This window comes from Salinisphaera japonica YTM-1 (assembly GCF_003788585.1).
In the GTDB taxonomy this organism is placed as follows: domain Bacteria; phylum Pseudomonadota; class Gammaproteobacteria; order Nevskiales; family Salinisphaeraceae; genus Salinisphaera; species Salinisphaera japonica.
Genome location: NZ_AYKG01000024.1, coordinates 25,063 through 43,803, shown reverse-complemented (window position 1 = coordinate 43,803; position 18,741 = coordinate 25,063). Strand labels below are relative to the sequence as shown.

Below are 18,741 nucleotides of genomic sequence, written 5' to 3'. Positions count from 1 at the left end.
AGCGTTCTAGCCCACTGGCGCAGAATGACTGCGCGGCGTGGGCTACGCCTCGTCTTGCCGCCCATAGTCAATTTTATTGAGCGCTTGGCGCGGGCTCGCATGAAACGGCAACAGGCCCTAGACACGAAAAAGCCGGCACGCGGCCGGCTCAATCGTTGCACGCTTTGACGTGGATCAGCTCATCAGGTGCGCCACGGCCTCGCGCTCTTCGCGCAGCTCGTTTTCGGTGGCCTGCATGCGCTCACGGGCGAAGTCGCTGATCTCCAGGCCTTCGACGATCCTATAGCCGCCGTTTTCACAGATCACCGGGTAGGAGTACATGATGCCCGGGGCGATGTCGTAGCTGCCGTCGGAGGGAATGGCCATGGACACGATCTGGCCGTTGGAGCCGGCTACCCAATTGCGCATGTGATCAAGCGCGGCACTGGCCGCCGAGGCCGCCGACGAGGCGCCGCGGGCTTCGATGATCGCGGCACCGCGCTTCTGCACGGTCGGGATGAAGTCGTTGGCGTACCAGTCCTGGTCGACCAGATCGAGCGCGGCCTTGCCGGCCACCTTGGCATGCGACAGGTCCGGGAACTGGGTCGAGCTGTGGTTGCCCCAGATCGCCAGCCCTTCGATATCGGTGACCTGGCGATCGGTCTTCTGTGCCAGCTGCGTCATCGCGCGGTTGTGATCCAGACGGGTCATGGCGGTGAACTGGCCGTCGTCCAGATCGGGCGCGTTGTTGGCCGCGATCAGGGCGTTGGTGTTGGCCGGGTTGCCGACCACCAGTACTTTCACGTCTTTCGAGGCATGGTCGTTCAGCGCCTTGCCCTGGACCGAGAAGATATCGCCGTTGGCCTTGATCAGATCGGCGCGCTCCATGCCCTTGCCACGCGGCTTGGAGCCGACCAGCAGCGCATAGTCGACGTCCTTGAAGGCTTCTTCAGGCTTGTCCGAGCCGTGGATCTCGGTGACCAGCGGGAAGGCACAGTCATTGATCTCCATGATCACGCCCTTGAGCGCGTCCATGGCCGGCGGGATCTCCAGCAGCTGGAGGATGATCGGCTGATCGTGGCCCAGCATTTCGCCGGTGGCGATACGGAAGATCAGGGAATAGCTGATCTGACCGGCACCGCCGGTGACGGCGACGCGAACGGGATCTTTCATGACAGCTCCTCGTGAAGAACCAGATAAAGGACGACGCAGCCCATTGAGCGTCAATCGGCGACGTCCGTGTGAAAACGCGGAGCCGAGCATAGCCCAAACATAAAAACCGACACAAAGTCTTTTCCTATGGCGTGTGCAGACAACGCGACCGTGCTGCGCGTGGCAACATGGGCTGGATTTGTATTCAAACGAGTGTGCGACATGTCGCGAATCGCGATCATCGGTGGCGGCATCGCCGGGTTGGGGGCGGCCTGGCTGCTGCGTGATGCCCACGAGGTCACGCTGTTCGAGGCCGAGCCGCGCCTGGGCGGTCACGTCGTGACGATCATGGACGGCGAGCAGGCCGTGGATACCGGCTTCATCGTCCTGAACGATCGTAACTACCCGAATTTCAGCGCTTTTCTGGATGCGCTCGGTGTGCCTACCCAGGCCAGCGACATGTCCTTCGGCGTGACCATCGGCGCCGGCAAGATCGAATGGGCCGGAGATTCGTTGACCAAGCTCTTCGCCCAGCCGAAGCTGGCAGCCAGCGGGGCCCACTGGCGCATGATCGCCGATATCGCGCGCTTCAACCGTCAGGCCAAGAAGCTCATCGCGCGTGATGTCTTCGTCGACCAGACGATCGGGGCGTTTCTTGATGACAACCGCTACGGCCAAACCTTTCGCGCGCGTTATCTGTTGCCCATGGCGGCCGCGATCTGGTCCACGCCGACCGCCGGCATCCTGGATTTCCCGCTGGCCTCGTTCCTGCGGTTTTTCGATAACCACGGCCTGCTGGATATCAAGAACCGCCCGCAGTGGCGCACGGTCACCGGCGGCAGCCATACCTATGTCAACGCAGTGGCCGCGGTGCTGGGAGATCGGGTACGCGTGGCCGATCCCGTGGCCCGCGTACGGCGAGAAAACGAGGGCATCACGCTGATCACCGAGCGCGGCACCACCGAGCACTACGATCAGGTGATATTCGCCTGTCATGCCGATACCACCCGCGCGCTGCTGATCGATGCCGACGACGCTGAAACCGACGTGCTCTCGGCCTTCGACTACCAGCCCAACCGGGCCGTGCTGCATTCCGATCCGCGCTTGATGCCGCAGCGCCGCCGCGTCTGGTCATCCTGGAACTATGCCGCCGATCGCGCGGATATCAGCAATCAGCGGGTGGCGGTGACTTACTGGATGAACCGGCTACAGGCGATACCGGGCGATAAATCGTATTTCGTCAGCCTCAACCCGCTCTACGAGCCGTTGCCCGAACATGTGATCGCCGAGATCCATTATGCCCATCCGGTATTCACCCGCCGGGCGATGCACGCGCAGGGCGCGCTGGCTGATATCCAGGGCCGTGGCGGGGTTTTCTATTGCGGTGCCTGGACAGGTTACGGCTTTCATGAAGACGGGCTGAAAAGTGCGGTACGCGTGGCCGAGCGTCTGGGAGTGAGCCCGCCGTGGGCGGGTTAGACGTCGGCACCTGTCTCTATCGTGCTCGGGTGACCCATCGTCGGCCCGGGGCACCGGCCTATCGGTTTGCCTATCGCGCGTATTACCTGCTCTTCGAGCTGGATGCGATCGATACCGCCTGCGCGCGTTCATGGCTTGTCTCGCGCAACCGGTTCAATGTGTTGTCGTTTCGTGACGCGGATCATGGCCCGCACGACGGGCGCGATCTGCGCGGCTGGGTGGACGGCGTTCTCGCCGAGCACGACATCGATCTGGGTGGCGGGCAGGTATGGCTGCTCTCCATGCCGCGGGTGCTGGGCTATGGCTTCAACCCGATCAGCCTGTATTACTGTCTTGACGTACACGGCGCGTTGATGGCGGTGCTGGCCGAGGTGCACAACACCTTTGGTGAGCATCATGTCTATGTCGTGCACGAAAACGGCGGCGCCATGACCTGGCAACGGGCCATGACCAAGACCAAGCGCTTTCATGTCTCGCCGTTTTTTGATCGCTCCGGACGGTATCGCTTTCATTTTCTTGCCCCGGAGCATCGGCTGGGGCTTGGCATACGTTTATACGACGAGGCCGGGGCCTTGCGTATCGCCACGGCCCTGGCCGGCGAGCGCCGTGCACTGACCACGGTCGAGATCATCAAGGCCGTCATCGCCGTGCCTTGGATGAGTGTGAAAGTGACCGCAGCAATTCACTGGGAGGCGGTCAAACTCTGGCTGCGCGGGGCGGTGTTTCACCGCAAGCCGACACCGTCGCGGCCGAACCGGTCGTAGTATGCTAACGAATAACAGACAGGGATCATCTTTGCGGGCGATCAATTCGAGTCAGGACAGCGAGGCAAGCAGCGTGGGGGCAACGATCACAGCGGGCAGTCCCGGCGATCTGAGAACCCGGATGCTCGTGCGCCAGCTCGACCGGCTGGAATACGGGCGGGTGGTGCTGAAACTGCCGAACGCCAGCCAGGCTGTCTTTGAAGGCCCGTACGAGGGCCCGGCGGCCGAGGTGCACCTGCACAACGCGCATCTGCTCGACCGTTTGACCAAAAGCGGCGCGCTGGGCCTGGCCGAGAGTTACATGGCCGGCGAGTGGGACAGCCCGGATCCGGCCACCGCCCTGCGCCTGTTCTTGTTGAACTACGACGCGGTGGCGCCGCGGCTAACGCACCACAAGTGGGTGTTTCGCGTACTCACCAAGCTGCGCCATCGCCTGCGCGAGAACAATCGCCGGGGCGCCAAGCGCAACATCGCCTATCACTACGATCTGGGCAACAGCTTCTATGCGCTTTGGCTGGATACGACCTGGACCTACTCCTCGGCGATCTTCGCTCGCGCCGATCAGTCGCTGGCCGAGGCCCAGGGGGCCAAGTACCAGCGCCTGCTTGACCGGCTGGACGTCAAGCCCGGCGACCATATCCTGGAGATCGGCTGTGGCTGGGGCGGATTTGCCCGGCATGCGGCCACACATGCTGATGTATCGGTCACCGGTATCACACTGTCTGAAGAACAGCTGCGTTTTGCGCGCTCGATGGCAGCCGAGGCCGGCCTGGCTGACCGGGTGCACTTCGAGCTGCGCGATTATCGCGATGTGCGCCAGCAATATGATCATGTGGTCTCGATCGAGATGTACGAGGCCGTGGGCGAGGCCTACTGGCCGGATTACTTCGGTGCGATCCAGGCCTGTCTGAAACCCGGCGGCCGGGCAGCCATTCAGGCCATCACCATTGATGAATCGCGCTACGCCGCCTATCGCCAGGACGTGGATTTCATCCAGCGTTATATCTTTCCCGGCGGCATGCTGGCCTCGCCCACGGTGTTCGGCCAGCAGGCCGGCGCGGCCGGTCTGGCCGAGCGTGAGCGGGCGTTCTTTGGCAGCCACTATGCCCGTACGCTGGCGCGCTGGGACGCGCGCGTGGTCGCGCAGCAAGCCCCGATCGTGGCTGAGCGGGGCGAGCGTTTCTATCGTATGTGGCGCTATTATCTGGCCTACTGCGAGGCCGGTTTCGCCGGTGGCAATATCGATCTGATGCAGATCGTGCTCGAGCGGCCCGTTGGCTAGCCCGCGCTATCCGCTGAAACAACTCCTGCCCTATGGCGCGCTGGGCCTGCCGCTGGCCGCGCTGGGCCTGCCGTTGACGGTCTTTTTGCCGCCGTTCTATGCCGCCATGCCCGGCCTGAACACGGCCATCGTGGGCATCATGATCTTTGCAGCGCGCTTGTTCGACGTGCTGACCGATCCCGTGATTGGCACGTTGTCCGATCGCACCACGGCCCGCGCGGGCCGGCGCCGGCCTTATATCGCGCTCGGCACGCCGATCCTGATGATCGCGGCCTGGTTTCTGTTCGTGCCCGGCCCATCGGCCAGCGCGGCGTATCTGCTGCTCTGGAGCGTGGTGGCTTATCTGGGCTGGACGTTGATCTATCTGCCCTATACGACGATGGGCGCAGAGATGTCGGCCGACTACGACGAGCGCAGCCGTATCACCGCCTGGCGCGAGGGGTTTTTCGTGCTGGGCACGATGGTGGCTATTCTGGTGCCCGCTGGCGTATCGAAAATGGCCGACGGCCAGGCCGCGGGACTCGAAGCCATTGCCTGGTTTCTGATTGTGGCCTTGCCGGTGGCGGTGGCCTGGTTTCTCTGGGCCGTGCCCGAGCCGGCCGGTCAGGCATCCAAAATTCGTTGGAAAGACAGCGCGAAGCTTCTGGCCGCCAACCAGCCGTTTCGCAAGCTGCTGCTGGCGTATCTGCTCAACGGCGCGGCCAACGGTTTGCCGGCGGCACTGTTCCTGTTCTTCGTGCAAGCCATTCTGGGCGCGGATCAAGCCACGGCCGGGCTGTTTCTGGTGGTGTATTTTCTCTCGGCCGTGGCCGGCCTGCCGGTGTGGTTCTGGATCGGCCGGGCCTGGTCCAAGCATCGGCTGTGGTGTGCCTCGATGGCGATGGTCGCGGCGGTGTTCATCTTCACCGTCACGCTATCGGATTCCACTTACGGCTACGTCGGCTATACGCTGATCTGTGTCCTGGGCGGCTCTTGCCTGGGCGTGGATCAGGCCACCGCGGCCTCGATCCAGGCCGACGTGATCGATGAAGACACCGCCGCCGGCGGCGATGGCCGCGCCGGGCTGTATTTCGGGCTCTGGGGCATGGCCACCAAGCTGGCTTTCACGCTGGCTATCGGTATCGCTTACCCGGTGCTCTGGCTGGCCGGTTTCGATGCCGGGGCCGACAATGACGCCACGGCACGTTGGACGCTGATTGCTCTCTATGGCCTGGTGCCGGTGATCATCAAGATCGGCGTGATCTGGATGATGTGGGATTTTCCCCTGGATCGGAATCGTCACGCACGGCTCCAGAACGCGCTGTCGCGCGCTGATGGGCAAAGGCAAAGCGCATGATCACGAGCGTGCCGATCACGCTCATCATCGCCGGCGGTATCCAGGTTAAGAGCCCGCCGATCTGTTGATCGATGGCCGCGGAGACGCCGTGGGCGCGCTCGGCCACTGCGTAGCCCGGATACAGGCCCACCGGCGATAACGTGATCATGGCGCCAATGGCGATCTGGGGCGGCATGACCGCCCAGAGCACGACGATTCGTGTCCCGAAACCGTGGGTCGTGGTTGAGGCGCCCGGAGGGCGCGGATCGAGCATGAACCACCAGAACGCCAGCCCCTCCACGGCCATCGAGCCGTTCATGAGCCAGTAGCCGGCGCGGCTGGCCATCGCCCAGTGATGCACGGCCGGCGTTAGCCAGAGCGCAATCAGGCCCACGAACAACGCGCCACCGACCACCGGTTGTTGTACCGTGCGATAAGACAGGCGCAAGAGTCGCGGCGCCGATGCGCGGGCCAGCCTGCGTCGTAGGCCCGCGGGCAGCCCCGCGGCCAACACCGCCGAGGGCAGCGCCAGGGCGATCAGAAACGGCGCCAGATGATGCAGTACGAGATGCTGCAGGCGGTGGACGAAAAACAGCCGCCGCCCGAGGCCGTCCAACCCGGTCTGGGTGAACAGATACAGGCCGATCAGGCCGCCCATGAACGCGATGGCCGGGGCGATATCGGTGCGACGTCGACGCCGGATCACCCCGCGAGCATAGACGATCACGACCAGCGCGTAGACCGCCAGCAGCGCGATTAACGGGTCGACCGGTACGAAAAAGCCGGCGATATCGACAAGCCAGGCCGGCGTGTTCTCAATCACCGTTTGCCGAGTGGGCGCCAAGATCGGCAAAGCGCGTGGCCGAATGATTTGGATCCTGAAGTGCGGCCACGGCCCGATCCTTTTCAGTCCACAGCTCGCCCAGCCATGCCTTGAATTGATCGCGATAGGCATCGTCGGCGGTGTAGTCGCCGCGCGCCAGCTCGGGCGGCACGGATATATAGCGGATCCGTACCACCACCTCGGGGATTCGCCCACACAAGAGATCCCAGAACGCGGGCTCGGGCGTATTCACGTAGGCCATGGTGACGTCGAGAATACCGTCCAGCACGTCGGCCATGGCGTTGACGGCAAACGCGGTACCGCCGGCCTTGGGCGGTAGCAGCGTGTCGTACGGGCTGTTCGCAAGCGCGCGTTTGTCCGGCGTCGAGCGTGTGCCCTCGGCGTAATTGACGATCGAGACCGGTACGTCTCGAAACACGGCACACACCCGCTGGATCGTGTCCATATCGTCACGGCGCAGCTGGGGGTTGGCCGCAAGAGCCGCCCGGCTGTGGCGCTTCATGAACGGAAAATCCAGCGCCCAGCAGGCCAGGCCGATTACCGGCAGCCAGCGCAGTGGTTCCTTGATGAAAAACCGCGGGAAGGGCAGCTGCGGATAGATCGCGGCGATCAGCAGCATGATATCCGCCCAGCTCTGATGGTTTGCGATGAGCACATAGCGCCCACCCGGATCATCGGCCATGTCCTGGGCCACGATCACGCGGGTGCCTGAAATCCGCCGGATCAGGGTATGCGTGGCCTTGGCCCAGGTAGAGGACACCCAATAGACCACACGCCCGGCCGCGCGTCGGGCGCCGCCCGCCGGCAGGGCGATCTTCACCACGGCGGCCGGTATCAGCGGAATCGCGCCGGCGATCGTGACCAGTACCACGCTGAGGATGATCGTGACGGCGCGCGCTATGCCCATATTCGATTAACGCGCCGAGAACTCGTGCACGGCCTCCACCAGCGCCTCGACGTGCTCGGGCGGCACCTGCGGCGTCACCCCGTGGCCCAGGTTGAAGATATGGCCGGGCGTATCGCCAAAGCGCGTGAGAATATCGGCCACCTCGGTCCGGATACGCTCCGGCTTGGCATAGAGGATCGCCGGGTCGGCGTTGCCTTGCAGGGCAACGCGATCGCCCACACGAGCCACGGCCTCGTCGATGTTGATGGTCCAGTCCAGACCGATCGCCGTGGGCCCGGCATCGGCGATCGTCTCTAGCCAGGCACCGCCGCCTTTGGTGAATACGATGGTCGGCACATGGCCGTCCGGGCCGGGTTTCAGATCGGCGATGATGCGCTGCATGTAATTCAGCGAGAACTCACGATAATTGGCCGGCGAGAGCACGCCGCCCCAGGTATCGAAGATCTGTACCGCCTGCGCGCCAGCCGCGATCTGGGCGTTGAGATAAGCCGCGGTCGAGCGGGCCAGCACGTCCAGCAGCTGATGCATGGCGGCCGGTTCGTTGAACATCAGAGCTTTCAAGTGCTCGTAGTTCTTCGACGGCCCGCCCTCGACGATATAGGTCGCCAACGTCCAGGGGCTGCCGGCAAACCCGATCAGCGGTGTCTTGCCGTCCAGCTCGCGCCGGATGAGCTTGATCGCGGCCGGCACATAGCCCAGCTCGTCCTCGATATCCGGCACGGCCAGCTTGGCGATTGCCTCGGGCGTGCGCACCGGGTGCTCGAACTTCGGGCCTTCGCCGGCCACGAAATGCAGGCCCAGGCCCATCGCCTCGGGAATGGTCAGGATATCCGAGAACAGGATCGCGGCATCGAGATTGAAGCGCCGCAGGGGCTGGAGCGTGACCTCGCAGGCCAGCTCCGGGTTCTGGCAGAGACTGAGGAAGCTGCCGGCTTTTTCACGCAGCGCGCGGTATTCCGGCAGATAGCGCCCGGCCTGGCGCATCAGCCAGACCGGGGTCGCGTCGACAGGTTCGCGCGAAAGTGCGCGCAGGAAACGATCGTGGGCCATGAGCGGCGTATCGCCGGGGGTTAAGTGTTGCCCGCGATTCTACCGGCTGGCCAAGCGCTCTGCGACAGCGGCCGCGATCTCGGTCTGGATCGCCTCGGCCGCGGCTTTTGGATCGGCGGCCTGACGGATCGGCCGGCCCACGACGAGATGATCGGCACCGGCGAGAATCGCCCGGCGCGGACTCATTACTCGCTTCTGGTCATCCGGCGGTGCATCGTTATCGACCGGGCGAATGCCCGGCGTGACCGTCACCAGCGTGTCGGGGGCTTCAGCGCGCAGGCGCTCCAGTTCCAGCCCGGATGACACGACGCCGTCGCAGCCGGCGGCCAGCGCGCGTCGGGCGCGCGAGAGCACCAGATCGCCGATATCGCAATCAAAGCCCAGATCCGTCATGTCGCCCCGGTCCAGGCTGGTCAGGGCGGTGACCGCCAGAATGCGGGTATCGCCCGTGCGCGCTGCCGCGGCGGCTTCCATGATCGACTGGTTGCCGTGGACGGTCACGAAATCCACGTCGCGGGCGTTCAAGCGTTTGACGGCCGCGGCCACCGTGGCCGGCACATCAAAAAGCTTCACATCGACGAAGACCTTCTTGCTACGCGCCTTGAGCCAATCGATCAGCTCGAAGTAACCGGGCGCCATGGCCAGTTCCAGGCCCACCTTGTAAAAGGTCACCGCATCATCCAGCTGGACGACGAGCGCACGGGCCGCATCGGCATCCGCAACGTCGAGGGCAAAGATCAACCGGTCGCGGTCGTTATCGATACGGGCCATGACACTCCTGTCAAAAAATAATGAAACGGTTAACGGCCAAGCCGTGCCGCGGCTCTCGAGACGAGCGGCGCACGATGGGCCCAGCCCTGAAACGCCCCGCGTGGCAAGGCACGAGTCAGCGGGTTGCGCGCCAGACGCGCCATGCCCTTGGCCTGGGGCTCGGCGTACCAACACGCCGCGGCCCAGAACAGTGCCAGCAACCCCGAAAACTCGGGCTCGGGATAAAGCCGGTACTCACGATTGGCGGCCCGCAGACGGGCCAGCCAGGCCTCGGCCCAATCGAGATACGCCTCATCCGGCCGGTCGCCGGCTTTCTTCAGCCGGCGCAAACGATAATGGCCGTTCAGATCGGCATCGGTGTAATGGATGCCCAGCGCATCGAGCTGCCAGGCAAAGATACGGCACCGAAAATACCGATCGCGGGCCACGTTCTCGGTCGTGGCCTGCTCGGCGTGTGCCCGCCGGTCGACCAACAGATGCGGCAGGCTGGCCACCGGATGATCTCGGGCGATACGTGCCCACAGGTCGTAGTCCGAGCCCACCACCAATGATTCATCGTGCGGATAAGCGCGCAGCACCTCGGTGCGGGCCATCGCCGTGGAGTTCTCGATGCCGGATCGAAACAGCCGCTCGGCCGCGATCATGCGATACGTGCGCGGCTTGCGCTTGATGCGCGACAGCCGCTTGCCGTCGTCATCGATCCAGCCGATCCAGGCCCCTACGCCGGCATGATCGGGCCGGGCGTTGAGAAACGCATGCTGTGCGGCCAGCCGCTCGGGCCGGGCCACATCATCGCTATCCAGAAACGCCGTATAGGCCCCGCGGGCGGCGGCGATCCCGCGGTTGCGCGCCGAGGCGATACCGCCGTTCGCCTTGGCCTCGAGCACCCGTATGCGTGAATCGCCCAGGGCGGCCACGCGGGCCAGCGAGTCATCGGTCGAGCCATCGTCGACGATCAGCACCTCGAAATCCGGCGCCCCGCGCTGATCCAGCACACTCCGAACCGCGCTCGTCACATAGGCCGCGCGGTTATAGACCGGAATGAGGACAGAGATTTCAGGCATCGGGCAGGGTCGAAAGGATATCAGTCTGCGAACGAACGCGACGATACGCTAATCAAGACAGTTTATCCGCAGATGAACGCAGAAAACGCAGATGGCGGTCGCGCCTGTGCGACATGGCAGGATCGGTGGCGCCACGATTACGATTGGCCAGGGGTAGGCTTTAAAAAATTAATAAAAGACCATCGAAAAGAAAATTTTCCGCAAATGAACGCCAATGCACGCGAATAAAGAATTGTTGTCCGTAGACAGGCGTCGTTGAGCGCGGTTAGTTGGAATAAACCAGTTTTGGAGAGTTCGTAATGGAATGGTTAGTTGTCGCAGCACTCGCATCGCTGGTAGGGCTCTAGTTTTAGCTGTACGAGCGTAAAAAACCTAAAGAATTCTTGGCGCGAACCGCCCAAAACGCCGTCATGGTTCATGGCGGCGCCACAGACTGCTGCCGTTCCGGCGGCGATTGAGCTTCGGCGATAGACGACAGATAAAGCGTATTTTGGCGCACCTTCCGCCATAGCTCACGCAACCCGGCAATCGTTTTCAGCCGGAAGGCGGCGACGTATCGCCCAGCCCACATCTGCGTAATCTGCGCCCATCGGCGGACAAACCGTCTTCATTCGCGCTTATTTGCGTTCATTCGCGGACAAAAGTTTTCTTTGGGAAACGACGCCCGAGTCTTGCCTGTAATCAAAAGCAGCTTTCACAGCCTGTCTTTTCGGCTCACGCAACCCGGCGAGCGTTTTTAGCCGCGATACGTCGGCGCATCGCCCAGCCCACATCTGCGAAATCGGCGCCCATCTGCGGATTGTCTTAAACAAGATCCGAATCGTTCCCGGGCCCAGAAATGACGAAGCCCGGCAAGCGCCGGGCCTCGATTTACACGGTCGGGCGTAAGGTTTAGACGCCCAGGTAGTCCAGGATGCCTTTACCGGCTTCGCGGCCTTCGAAGACGGCGGTGACCACGAGATCGGAGCCGCGGACCATGTCGCCGCCGGCAAAGATCTTGGGGTTGGTGGTTTGGTGCTTGAAGCGCCCTTTTTCCGGGGCGATCACGCGACCGCCGTCGTCGCAGTCCACGCTTTGCGTATCGAACCAGTCCTGCGGATCGGGGCGAAAACCAAAGGCGATGATCACGCGATCGGCGGGGATGACTTCTTCCGTGCCGGGCACCGGCTCGGGCCGGCGACGGCCACGCTCGTCGGGCTCGCCGAGCTGTGTGGTGACCATCTTGATGCCCTCGACCTTGTCGTCGCCGACGATCTCGACCGGCTGGCGATTGAACAGGAACTGCACGCCTTCTTCCTTGGCGTTTTCGACCTCGCGGGCCGAGCCGGGCATGTTGTCTTCGTCGCGACGATAGGCACAGATGACCTCGGTCGCGCCGTGGCGCAGCGACGTGCGGTTACAGTCCATGGCCGTATCGCCACCGCCGAGAACCACCACGCGCTGATCCTTCATGTCCACAAAGGAGTGGGGTTGATCGGTCAGGCCGATTTCGCGATTGATGTTGCCAACCAGGAACGGCAAGGCTTCATAGACGCCTTCGAGATCTTCACCCGGGAAGCCGCCCTTCATGTAGGTATAGGTGCCCATGCCCATGAAGACCGCGTCGTATTCTTCCATCAGGTCTTCGATCTGGATATCGCGGCCGACCTCCACGCCCAGACGAAATTCCACGCCCATGCCTTCCATGACCTCGCGACGCGTCTCGACCACGTCTTTTTCGAGCTTGAAGGGCGGGATGCCGAAGGTCAGCAGGCCACCGATACGCGGATATTTGTCGAAGACCACGGCCTGTACGCCGCTACGCACCAGGATATCGGCGGCACCCAGACCGGCGGGGCCGGCGCCGATGACGGCAACCTTCTTGTCCGTCCAGACCACGTTGGAGACATCCGGACGCCAGCCCTGCTTGAAGGCCTCGTCGGTGATGTATTTCTCGACCGAGCCGATCGTGATCGCGCCCAGGCCGTCGTTCATGGTGCAAGCACCTTCACACAGCCGGTCCTGCGGGCAGATCCGGCCACAGATCTCCGGCAGGGTGTTGGTGGCGTGCGACAGCTCGGCGGCCTCGAAGAGATTGCCCTCGTTGACCAGCTTCAACCAGTTGGGAATGTAGTTGTGCACGGGGCACTTCCACTCGCAGTACGGGTTGCCACAGGAAATACAGCGCCCGGACTGGGCCTGGGCCGTTTCCTTGTCGAACTGGCCGTAGATTTCGGCGAACTCGTGAATCCGTACCGGCACGGCCACTTTGGCCGGGTCCTGGCGCGGGGTCTCGAGAAACTGCAGATGATTCTTTGCCATCGAAAAACCTTGTCGATGTAGTCATGCGCGGGCAGCGGCTGCTGCCCGCAACACGAGAAAGTAAGCGCCGATCAGGCCGCGCGGGTGAGCGTGTCGATCACGGTCTCGACCGATTCGGCCTTGGGCTTGACCAGCCAGAACTGGCCGACATAGCCACGGAAATCCTCGAGGATCTCCTGCCCCCAGGCGCTGCCGGTGGCCTCGACATAGGCCTCGATCAGCTCACGCAGATAGTTGCGATGGGCTTCCATGTTCTCCGAGACCACGCGATGGATATCGATCAGCTCGTGGTTGTAACGATCCACGAACTCACGTTTTTCATCCAGCACGTAGGCCGCACCGCCGGTCATGCCGGCGCCGAAGTTGATGCCGGTGCCGCCGAGCACCACGATACAGCCACCGGTCATGTACTCACAGCCGTGATCGCCGATGCCCTCGACAATCGCCGTGGCCCCGGAGTTGCGCACGCCGAAGCGCTCGCCGGCCTGGCCGGCCGCGTAGAGCGTGCCGCCGGTCGCCCCGTAGAGACAGGTGTTGCCAATGATAGCGGCATCACGCGTGACGAAATCAGACTCGGGGTGCGGTCGAATCACGAGCCGGCCGCCGGCCATGCCCTTGCCGACGTAGTCGTTGGCATCGCCGGTGAGCGCCATATGTAGCCCGCCGGCGTTCCATACGCCAAAGCTCTGGCCGGCCGTGCCGGTGAGCTTGAGCGTGATCGGGTGCTCGGCCATGCCGGTATTGGCGTGGCGCAGGGCGATCTCGCCGGACAGGCGCGCGCCGATCGAGCGATCGCTGTTACGCACCGTGTACTCGAAGGTGCCACCGGCCTTGTTCTCGATGGCCTCCAGCGTATCGGCGACCATCTGCTCGGCCAGCTCGCCCTTATCGAACGGCTCGTTGCGCTCGGCCAGGCAATGCATCGGCTTGTCGCTGGCCAGGCCACCGGTGGAGAGGATCGGGCGCAGATCCAGGCCCTGCTGCTTGGGCGTATCGCCCGGCAGGATTTCGAGCAGCTCGGTGCGCCCGATCAGATCCTCCAGCTTGGCCACACCGATCGAGGCCATAATCTCGCGCGTGTCCTGGGCGATGAACTTGAAGAAGTTCTGCACCATTTCCGGCAGACCGATGAAATAGCGATCGCGCAGAATCTCGTTCTGGGTGGCCACGCCCGTCGCGCAGTTGTTCAGGTGACACACGCGCAGGTATTTACAGCCCAGAGCCACCATCGGCCCGGTGCCGAAACCGAACGACTCGGCCCCCATGATCGCGGCCTTGATGACGTCCAGGCCGGTCTTCAGGCCGCCGTCGGTCTGTACCCGGACTTTCTCGCGCAGATCGTTGGCCCGCAGGGTCTGGTGGGTTTCCGACAACCCAAGCTCCCAGGGCGTGCCGGCATGGCGCACCGAGGTGAGCGGCGAAGCGCCGGTGCCGCCGTCGTAACCGGAGATCGTGATCAGATCGGCATAGGCCTTGGCCACGCCGGCCGCGATCGTGCCGACACCCGGCCCGGCCACCAGTTTGACCGAAATCACGGCCTTGGGATTGACCTGTTTCAGGTCAAAGATCAGTTGCGCCAGATCCTCGATCGAGTAGATATCGTGATGCGGCGGCGGGGAGATCAAGGCCACGCCCTGCTTGGCACAGCGCAGGTAGGCGATCATCTCGTTGACCTTGTGCCCGGGCAGCTGGCCGCCTTCGCCGGGCTTCGCGCCCTGGGCGATCTTGATCTGCAGCACTTCGGCGTTGACCAGATAATGCGGCGTCACGCCAAACCGCCCGGAGGCGATCTGCTTGATCTTCGACATCTTGTCGGTGCCGAAGCGCTTGGGGTCTTCGCCGCCTTCGCCGGAGTTCGAGCGCCCGCCCATGCGGTTCATGCCCTGGGCCATGGCTTCGTGGGCCTCGGGCGACAGCGCGCCCAGGCTCATGCCGGCCGAGTCGAAACGAGGCGTGATGTCCTCGATGGACTCGACCTCGTCGACCGAGATCGGTGTCTGGTCATCGCGCAGCTGGAACAGATCACGAAAGACCGACACGGGGCGGCCCTGCACGATATCGGCGTATTCCTTGTACTTGGCGTACTCGCCCGAGGACACGGCTTCATGCAGCGTGGCGATCACGTCCGGGTTGTAGCAGTGATACTCCTGGCCATAGACGAACTTGAGCAGGCCGCCCTGATCGATGGCGATGCGCTGGTTCCAGGCGTTGCCGGCCAGTTTGGCCGTATCGGCCTGTAGATGCGCAAAGCTGGCCCCGCCGATACGCGAGACCGTGCCGGTAAAGCACAGATCCACGACCTCGTCGGCCAGGCCCACGATCTCGAACAGCTGGGCGCCGCGATAACTGGCCACGGTCGAGATGCCCATCTTGGACATGATCTTGTACAGGCCCTTGTTGATGCCCTTGCGATAGGCCGCACAAAGCTCGTCGGCGGTCTTGTCCTTGACCTGGCCGACGGTGATCAGATCGTTCAGGCACTCATAGGCCAGATACGGATGTACGGCGGTCGCGCCGTAGCCCAGCAGGCAGGCGAAGTGCTGGGCATCGCGCGCGCTGGCGGTATCGATGATCAGGTTGGCATCACAGCGCAGGTTCTCGCGCGTCAGCCGATGATGCACGGCCCCCGTGGCCAACAACGCCTGGATCGGCAGCTGACCGCTCTCGACGTTGCGATCGCTCAACACGATAACGGTCTTGCCGTCGCGTACGGCTTCGACGACGTCATCACACAGGGTTTCGATCGCCTGGCGCAGATCGGCGTTGGCCGGATACGTCAGGTCGAAGGTGATATCGCCGTAGTTTTCGTCGTCCAGAGCCAGCAGGCGACGGAACTTGCCGGTGGAGAGCACGGGCGAGTCCACCACGAGACGCTTGGCACGTTCTTCGGACTCGTCGAAGACGTTGCGCTCGCGGCCGAGACAGGTCTCCAGCGACATCACGATACGCTCACGCAGTGAGTCGATCGGCGGGTTGGTGACTTGGGCGAACTGCTGACGGAAATAATCGTAGAGCACGCGATCGTGGCGCGAGAGCACGGGAAACGGCGTGTCATCGCCCATCGAGCCGGTCGCTTCCTGGCCGGCCTCGGCCAGCGGACGCAACACCTGATCGCGTTCCTCGAAGGTCACGTGGAAAAGTTTTTCCAGCGACTTCAGGCGTGGGCGCTCCATCCAGGCCTCGTCGCGCGTGTCGGCCAGGCGCGACTCGAGCATCCGGGCATGGCGCTTGAGCCATTGCTTGTAGGGCTTGCGGCTTGCCAGGCGACCGTCGATGTCCTTGGGCTGGAGCAGCTCGCCGGTTTCGGTATCCACAGCCAGCATGTCGCCGGGCTTCAGGCGGCCCTTGGCCACGACCTGATCCGGCGTGTAATCCCATACACCGATTTCCGAGGCCAGCGTGATGTGCCGGTCCTTGGTGATGACATAGCGCGCCGGGCGTAGGCCGTTACGATCCATGCAGCAGGCCGCATAACGACCGTCGGTGAGCACGATGCCCGCCGGGCCGTCCCAGGGCTCCATGTGCATGGAGTTGTATTCATAGAACGCGCGCATGTCGGCCGACATGTAATCCACGTTCTGCCAGGCCGGCGGCATGAGCAGGCGCATGGCATAGAAGATATCCATGCCGCCAGCCAGCAGGATCTCCAGCATGTTGTCCAGGCTGCAGGAGTCCGAGCCGTCCATGGACACCAGCGGCAGGATCGAGGCCATGTCCTCGGGCAGCTTGTCCGAGGCGAACTTCGAGGCCCGCGCGGTCGACCAGTTGCGGTTGCCGGTGATCGTGTTGATCTCGCCGTTATGGGCCAGATAGCGGAACGGCTGAGCCAGGCGCCACTGCGGCAGGGTGTTGGTCGAGAAACGCTGGTGGAATACGCAAAGTGCGGTTTCCAGCCGGTCGTCGGCCAGGTCCTTGTAGAAGGTGGTCAGGTAGCTGGGCATGACCATGCCCTTGAACGACAACACGTGCGCCGAGAGCGAGGGCACATAGAAGGTGTCGTCGTTGGTCAGTGCGTTTTCGGTGCGTCGACGCGCAAAGACCAGCCGGGCCTCGAACAGCGCCGCTTCCATGTCGGCCGGGGCATTGACGAAGATTTGTTCCAGCCGCGGCAGGGTTTCCATGGCCTCGACGCCGCAGGCGGACTCTGCATCGATCGGCACATCGCGCCAGCCGGCGACCGTCAGGCCACCATCTTCCAGCTGGCGGACCAGCTCGGCCTTGGCGAGCTCGGCGGTGTCTTTATCCTGCGACAGGAACACGATACCGCTGGCGTAGTGATCGGCCAGTTCGATGCCGGCCTCATCTGCGATCGTGCGCAGGAACGCATCCGGTTTTTTCATCAGGATGCCGCAGCCGTCGCCCGTCTTGCCGTCGGCCGCCACCGCGCCGCGATGGGTCAGGCGCTCCAGCGCGCCGATCGCGGTATCCAGGAGCCAGTGGCTGGGCTTGTCGTCCATGTTGGCGATCATGCCGAAGCCGCAAGCGTCTTTTTCGAACTCCGGAGAATAGAGTCCGCCGGTCAATTTATGCATAGGTTTTCGTCCCCTGGCTGGGCGGGGTCGCCGCCACGCGTCGATAGGCTTGCTCTTGAATACGAGACAGGCACATCAACAGTTTCGGCGACGACTGGGCGCAGCATGGCGTCAAAGCGCGGCACGGTGCGTCGCTCATCAATATAAAAGGCCGGCGCGCGACAATCAATCGAGCGGCCCGGGTAGCCTTGGGCAGGCTTATGCCGCCAGATACCGCTCTAGGGTGGCCGCGAGCGTGGCGCCGTAATCGCGCTCGAGCACGGCGTGGCCGATGTCCTTGAGCAGCACCAGGCGCAGCGCGCCGGCGCTCATCTTCTTGTCGCGATACATCAGATCATGAATACGCGCCGCCGATACCTCCGGCGGCGGTATGATCGGCAAGCCGGCCGCGGCGATCACCGCCTCGATACGCGCCACTTGTGCATCATCGAGCCAGCCCAGCCGGCGCGAGGTGTCCGCGGCCATGCACATGCCGGCGGCCACGGCTTCCCCGTGCAGCCAGACGCCGTAGCCCAGCTCGGCCTCCAGCGCGTGACCGTAGGTATGGCCCAGGTTGAGCAGGGCGCGCTCGCCGGCCTCGCGCTCGTCGGCCACGACCACCTCGGTCTTGTTGGCACAGGAACGCCGGATGACTTCAACGATACAGGCCGGGTCGCGCGCCATGATCGCGGGCATGTTGGCTTCCAGCCAGTCGAAGAACGCCGGGTCGCGTATCAGCCCGTACTTGATGACTTCGGCCATGCCGGCCGAGAACTCTCGCGCCGGCAATGTGTCGAGCACGTCGATATCGGCCAGCACCCGGCGAGGCTGGTGAAACGCCCCGATCATGTTCTTGCCCAGCGGATGATTGACGCCGGTCTTGCCGCCCACGGAGGAGTCCACCTGGGCCAGCAGGGTGGTGGGCACCTGGACGAAATCGATCCCGCGTTGATAGATCGCGGCCGCAAACCCGGCCAGGTCGCCGATCACGCCGCCACCCAGCGCCACGATCGTGGCGTCGCGCCCACAGCGATTTTCCAGCAGCCGCGTGGTGATGATGTCCAGCGTGGCCATGGATTTCGTGGCCTCACCGTCGGGCAGCACCAGCGTGTCCACCTCGTGCGCCTCGGCCAGTGTTGCCATGACACGCGCCTGATAAAGCGGGGCGACCGTTTCGTTGGTCACGATCAGCACGTGACGCCCGGCAATCGCCCCGGCATAGGCGGCCGGGGCATCGATGAGACGGCTGGCGATATGGATATCGTAGGCTCGGGTATCGAGCGCCACGGGCAGGGTGGTGACGTCAGAACGCGGCATGCAAT

At 63.6% G+C, this 18,741-nt stretch carries 13 protein-coding genes; 4 read left to right on the top strand and 9 right to left on the bottom strand.

Features of this window, described 5'->3' with window-relative positions:
* Positions 1-174: 174 nt before the first annotated feature.
* The gene (locus SAJA_RS08820) at positions 175-1,152 is read right to left on the bottom strand and encodes a malate dehydrogenase (RefSeq protein WP_123658304.1); all 978 of its coding nucleotides are present in this window, start codon (positions 1,150-1,152) and stop codon (positions 175-177) included.
* Positions 1,153-1,353: 201 nt separating this feature from the next.
* Here SAJA_RS08820 and SAJA_RS08815 point away from each other — a divergent pair, with 201 nt between their 5' ends.
* The 4 genes from SAJA_RS08815 to SAJA_RS08800 all read left to right on the top strand — a co-directional run bounded on the left by SAJA_RS08815 (position 1,354) and on the right by SAJA_RS08800 (position 5,992).
* Positions 1,354-2,610 carry an NAD(P)/FAD-dependent oxidoreductase gene (locus SAJA_RS08815; RefSeq protein ID WP_123658303.1) on the top strand — a complete coding sequence of 419 codons (1,257 nt, stop codon included), beginning with the start codon at positions 1,354-1,356 and terminating at the stop codon, positions 2,608-2,610.
* Positions 2,598-3,374, top strand: coding sequence for a DUF1365 domain-containing protein (locus tag SAJA_RS08810; RefSeq protein WP_123658302.1), 777 nt, complete (start codon positions 2,598-2,600; stop codon positions 3,372-3,374). The genes SAJA_RS08815 and SAJA_RS08810 overlap by 13 nt, the downstream gene beginning before the upstream one ends.
* A 73-nt stretch (positions 3,375-3,447) precedes the next feature.
* Positions 3,448-4,656, top strand: a complete 1,209-nt coding sequence (locus SAJA_RS08805; protein ID WP_245963275.1) for an SAM-dependent methyltransferase — start codon at positions 3,448-3,450, stop codon at positions 4,654-4,656.
* Complete coding sequence (locus tag SAJA_RS08800) at positions 4,649-5,992, top strand: MFS transporter (protein ID WP_123658300.1); 1,344 nt, start codon at positions 4,649-4,651, stop codon at positions 5,990-5,992. Before SAJA_RS08805 ends, SAJA_RS08800 begins: the two co-directional genes overlap by 8 nt.
* Here the strand turns inward: SAJA_RS08800 and SAJA_RS08795 are convergent.
* The 8 genes from SAJA_RS08795 to aroB form a co-directional block, all read right to left on the bottom strand.
* Complete coding sequence (locus SAJA_RS08795) at positions 5,883-6,794, bottom strand: cytochrome c oxidase assembly protein (protein WP_245963274.1); 912 nt, start codon at positions 6,792-6,794, stop codon at positions 5,883-5,885. The two genes, SAJA_RS08800 and SAJA_RS08795, sit on opposite strands and share 110 nt — an antisense overlap.
* The gene (locus SAJA_RS15370; RefSeq protein ID WP_123658298.1) at positions 6,787-7,722 is read right to left on the bottom strand and encodes an acetyltransferase; all 936 of its coding nucleotides are present in this window, start codon (positions 7,720-7,722) and stop codon (positions 6,787-6,789) included. Before SAJA_RS15370 ends, SAJA_RS08795 begins: the two co-directional genes overlap by 8 nt.
* Before the next feature lie 6 nt (positions 7,723-7,728).
* The gene (gene hemE / locus SAJA_RS08785; protein WP_123658297.1) at positions 7,729-8,772 is read right to left on the bottom strand and encodes a uroporphyrinogen decarboxylase; all 1,044 of its coding nucleotides are present in this window, start codon (positions 8,770-8,772) and stop codon (positions 7,729-7,731) included.
* 39 nt (positions 8,773-8,811) lie between these two features.
* Positions 8,812-9,543, bottom strand: coding sequence for an orotidine-5'-phosphate decarboxylase (pyrF, locus tag SAJA_RS08780; RefSeq protein WP_123658296.1), 732 nt, complete (start codon positions 9,541-9,543; stop codon positions 8,812-8,814).
* 29 nt (positions 9,544-9,572) lie between these two features.
* Positions 9,573-10,607 (bottom strand): glycosyltransferase family 2 protein, encoded by a 1,035-nt coding sequence (locus tag SAJA_RS08775; RefSeq protein ID WP_123658295.1) that lies wholly within the window; start codon positions 10,605-10,607, stop codon positions 9,573-9,575.
* A gap of 891 nt (positions 10,608-11,498) precedes the next feature.
* On the bottom strand, positions 11,499-12,908 hold the full coding sequence (locus SAJA_RS08770) for an FAD-dependent oxidoreductase (RefSeq protein WP_123658294.1): 1,410 nt from the start codon (positions 12,906-12,908) through the stop codon (positions 11,499-11,501).
* A 71-nt stretch (positions 12,909-12,979) separates the two neighbouring features.
* Positions 12,980-17,440, bottom strand: a complete 4,461-nt coding sequence (gltB, locus tag SAJA_RS08765) for a glutamate synthase large subunit (protein WP_123658293.1) — start codon at positions 17,438-17,440, stop codon at positions 12,980-12,982.
* Between the two features lie 198 nt (positions 17,441-17,638).
* Positions 17,639-18,736: a 3-dehydroquinate synthase gene (gene aroB, locus SAJA_RS08760; RefSeq protein ID WP_123658292.1), complete on the bottom strand. Its 1,098-nt coding sequence runs from the start codon at positions 18,734-18,736 to the stop codon at positions 17,639-17,641.
* Between the last annotated feature and the right edge of the window lie 5 nt (positions 18,737-18,741).

What these genes read in the sequence shown, in the direction of transcription:
- pyrF (WP_123658296.1), bottom strand. Translation starts at nt 9,543, where the DNA reads ATGGCCCGTATCGATAACGACCGCGACCGGTTGATCTTTGCCCTCGAC.
- aroB (WP_123658292.1), bottom strand. Translation starts at nt 18,736, where the DNA reads ATGCCGCGTTCTGACGTCACCACCCTGCCCGTGGCGCTCGATACCCGA.
- SAJA_RS08770 (WP_123658294.1), bottom strand. Translation starts at nt 12,908, where the DNA reads ATGGCAAAGAATCATCTGCAGTTTCTCGAGACCCCGCGCCAGGACCCG.
- hemE (WP_123658297.1), bottom strand. Translation starts at nt 8,772, where the DNA reads ATGGCCCACGATCGTTTCCTGCGCGCACTTTCGCGCGAACCTGTCGAC.
- gltB (WP_123658293.1), bottom strand. Translation starts at nt 17,440, where the DNA reads ATGCATAAATTGACCGGCGGACTCTATTCTCCGGAGTTCGAAAAAGAC.
- SAJA_RS08820 (WP_123658304.1), bottom strand. Translation starts at nt 1,152, where the DNA reads ATGAAAGATCCCGTTCGCGTCGCCGTCACCGGCGGTGCCGGTCAGATC.
- SAJA_RS15370 (WP_123658298.1), bottom strand. Translation starts at nt 7,722, where the DNA reads ATGGGCATAGCGCGCGCCGTCACGATCATCCTCAGCGTGGTACTGGTC.
- SAJA_RS08815 (WP_123658303.1), top strand. Translation starts at nt 1,354, where the DNA reads ATGTCGCGAATCGCGATCATCGGTGGCGGCATCGCCGGGTTGGGGGCG.
- SAJA_RS08775 (WP_123658295.1), bottom strand. Translation starts at nt 10,607, where the DNA reads ATGCCTGAAATCTCTGTCCTCATTCCGGTCTATAACCGCGCGGCCTAT.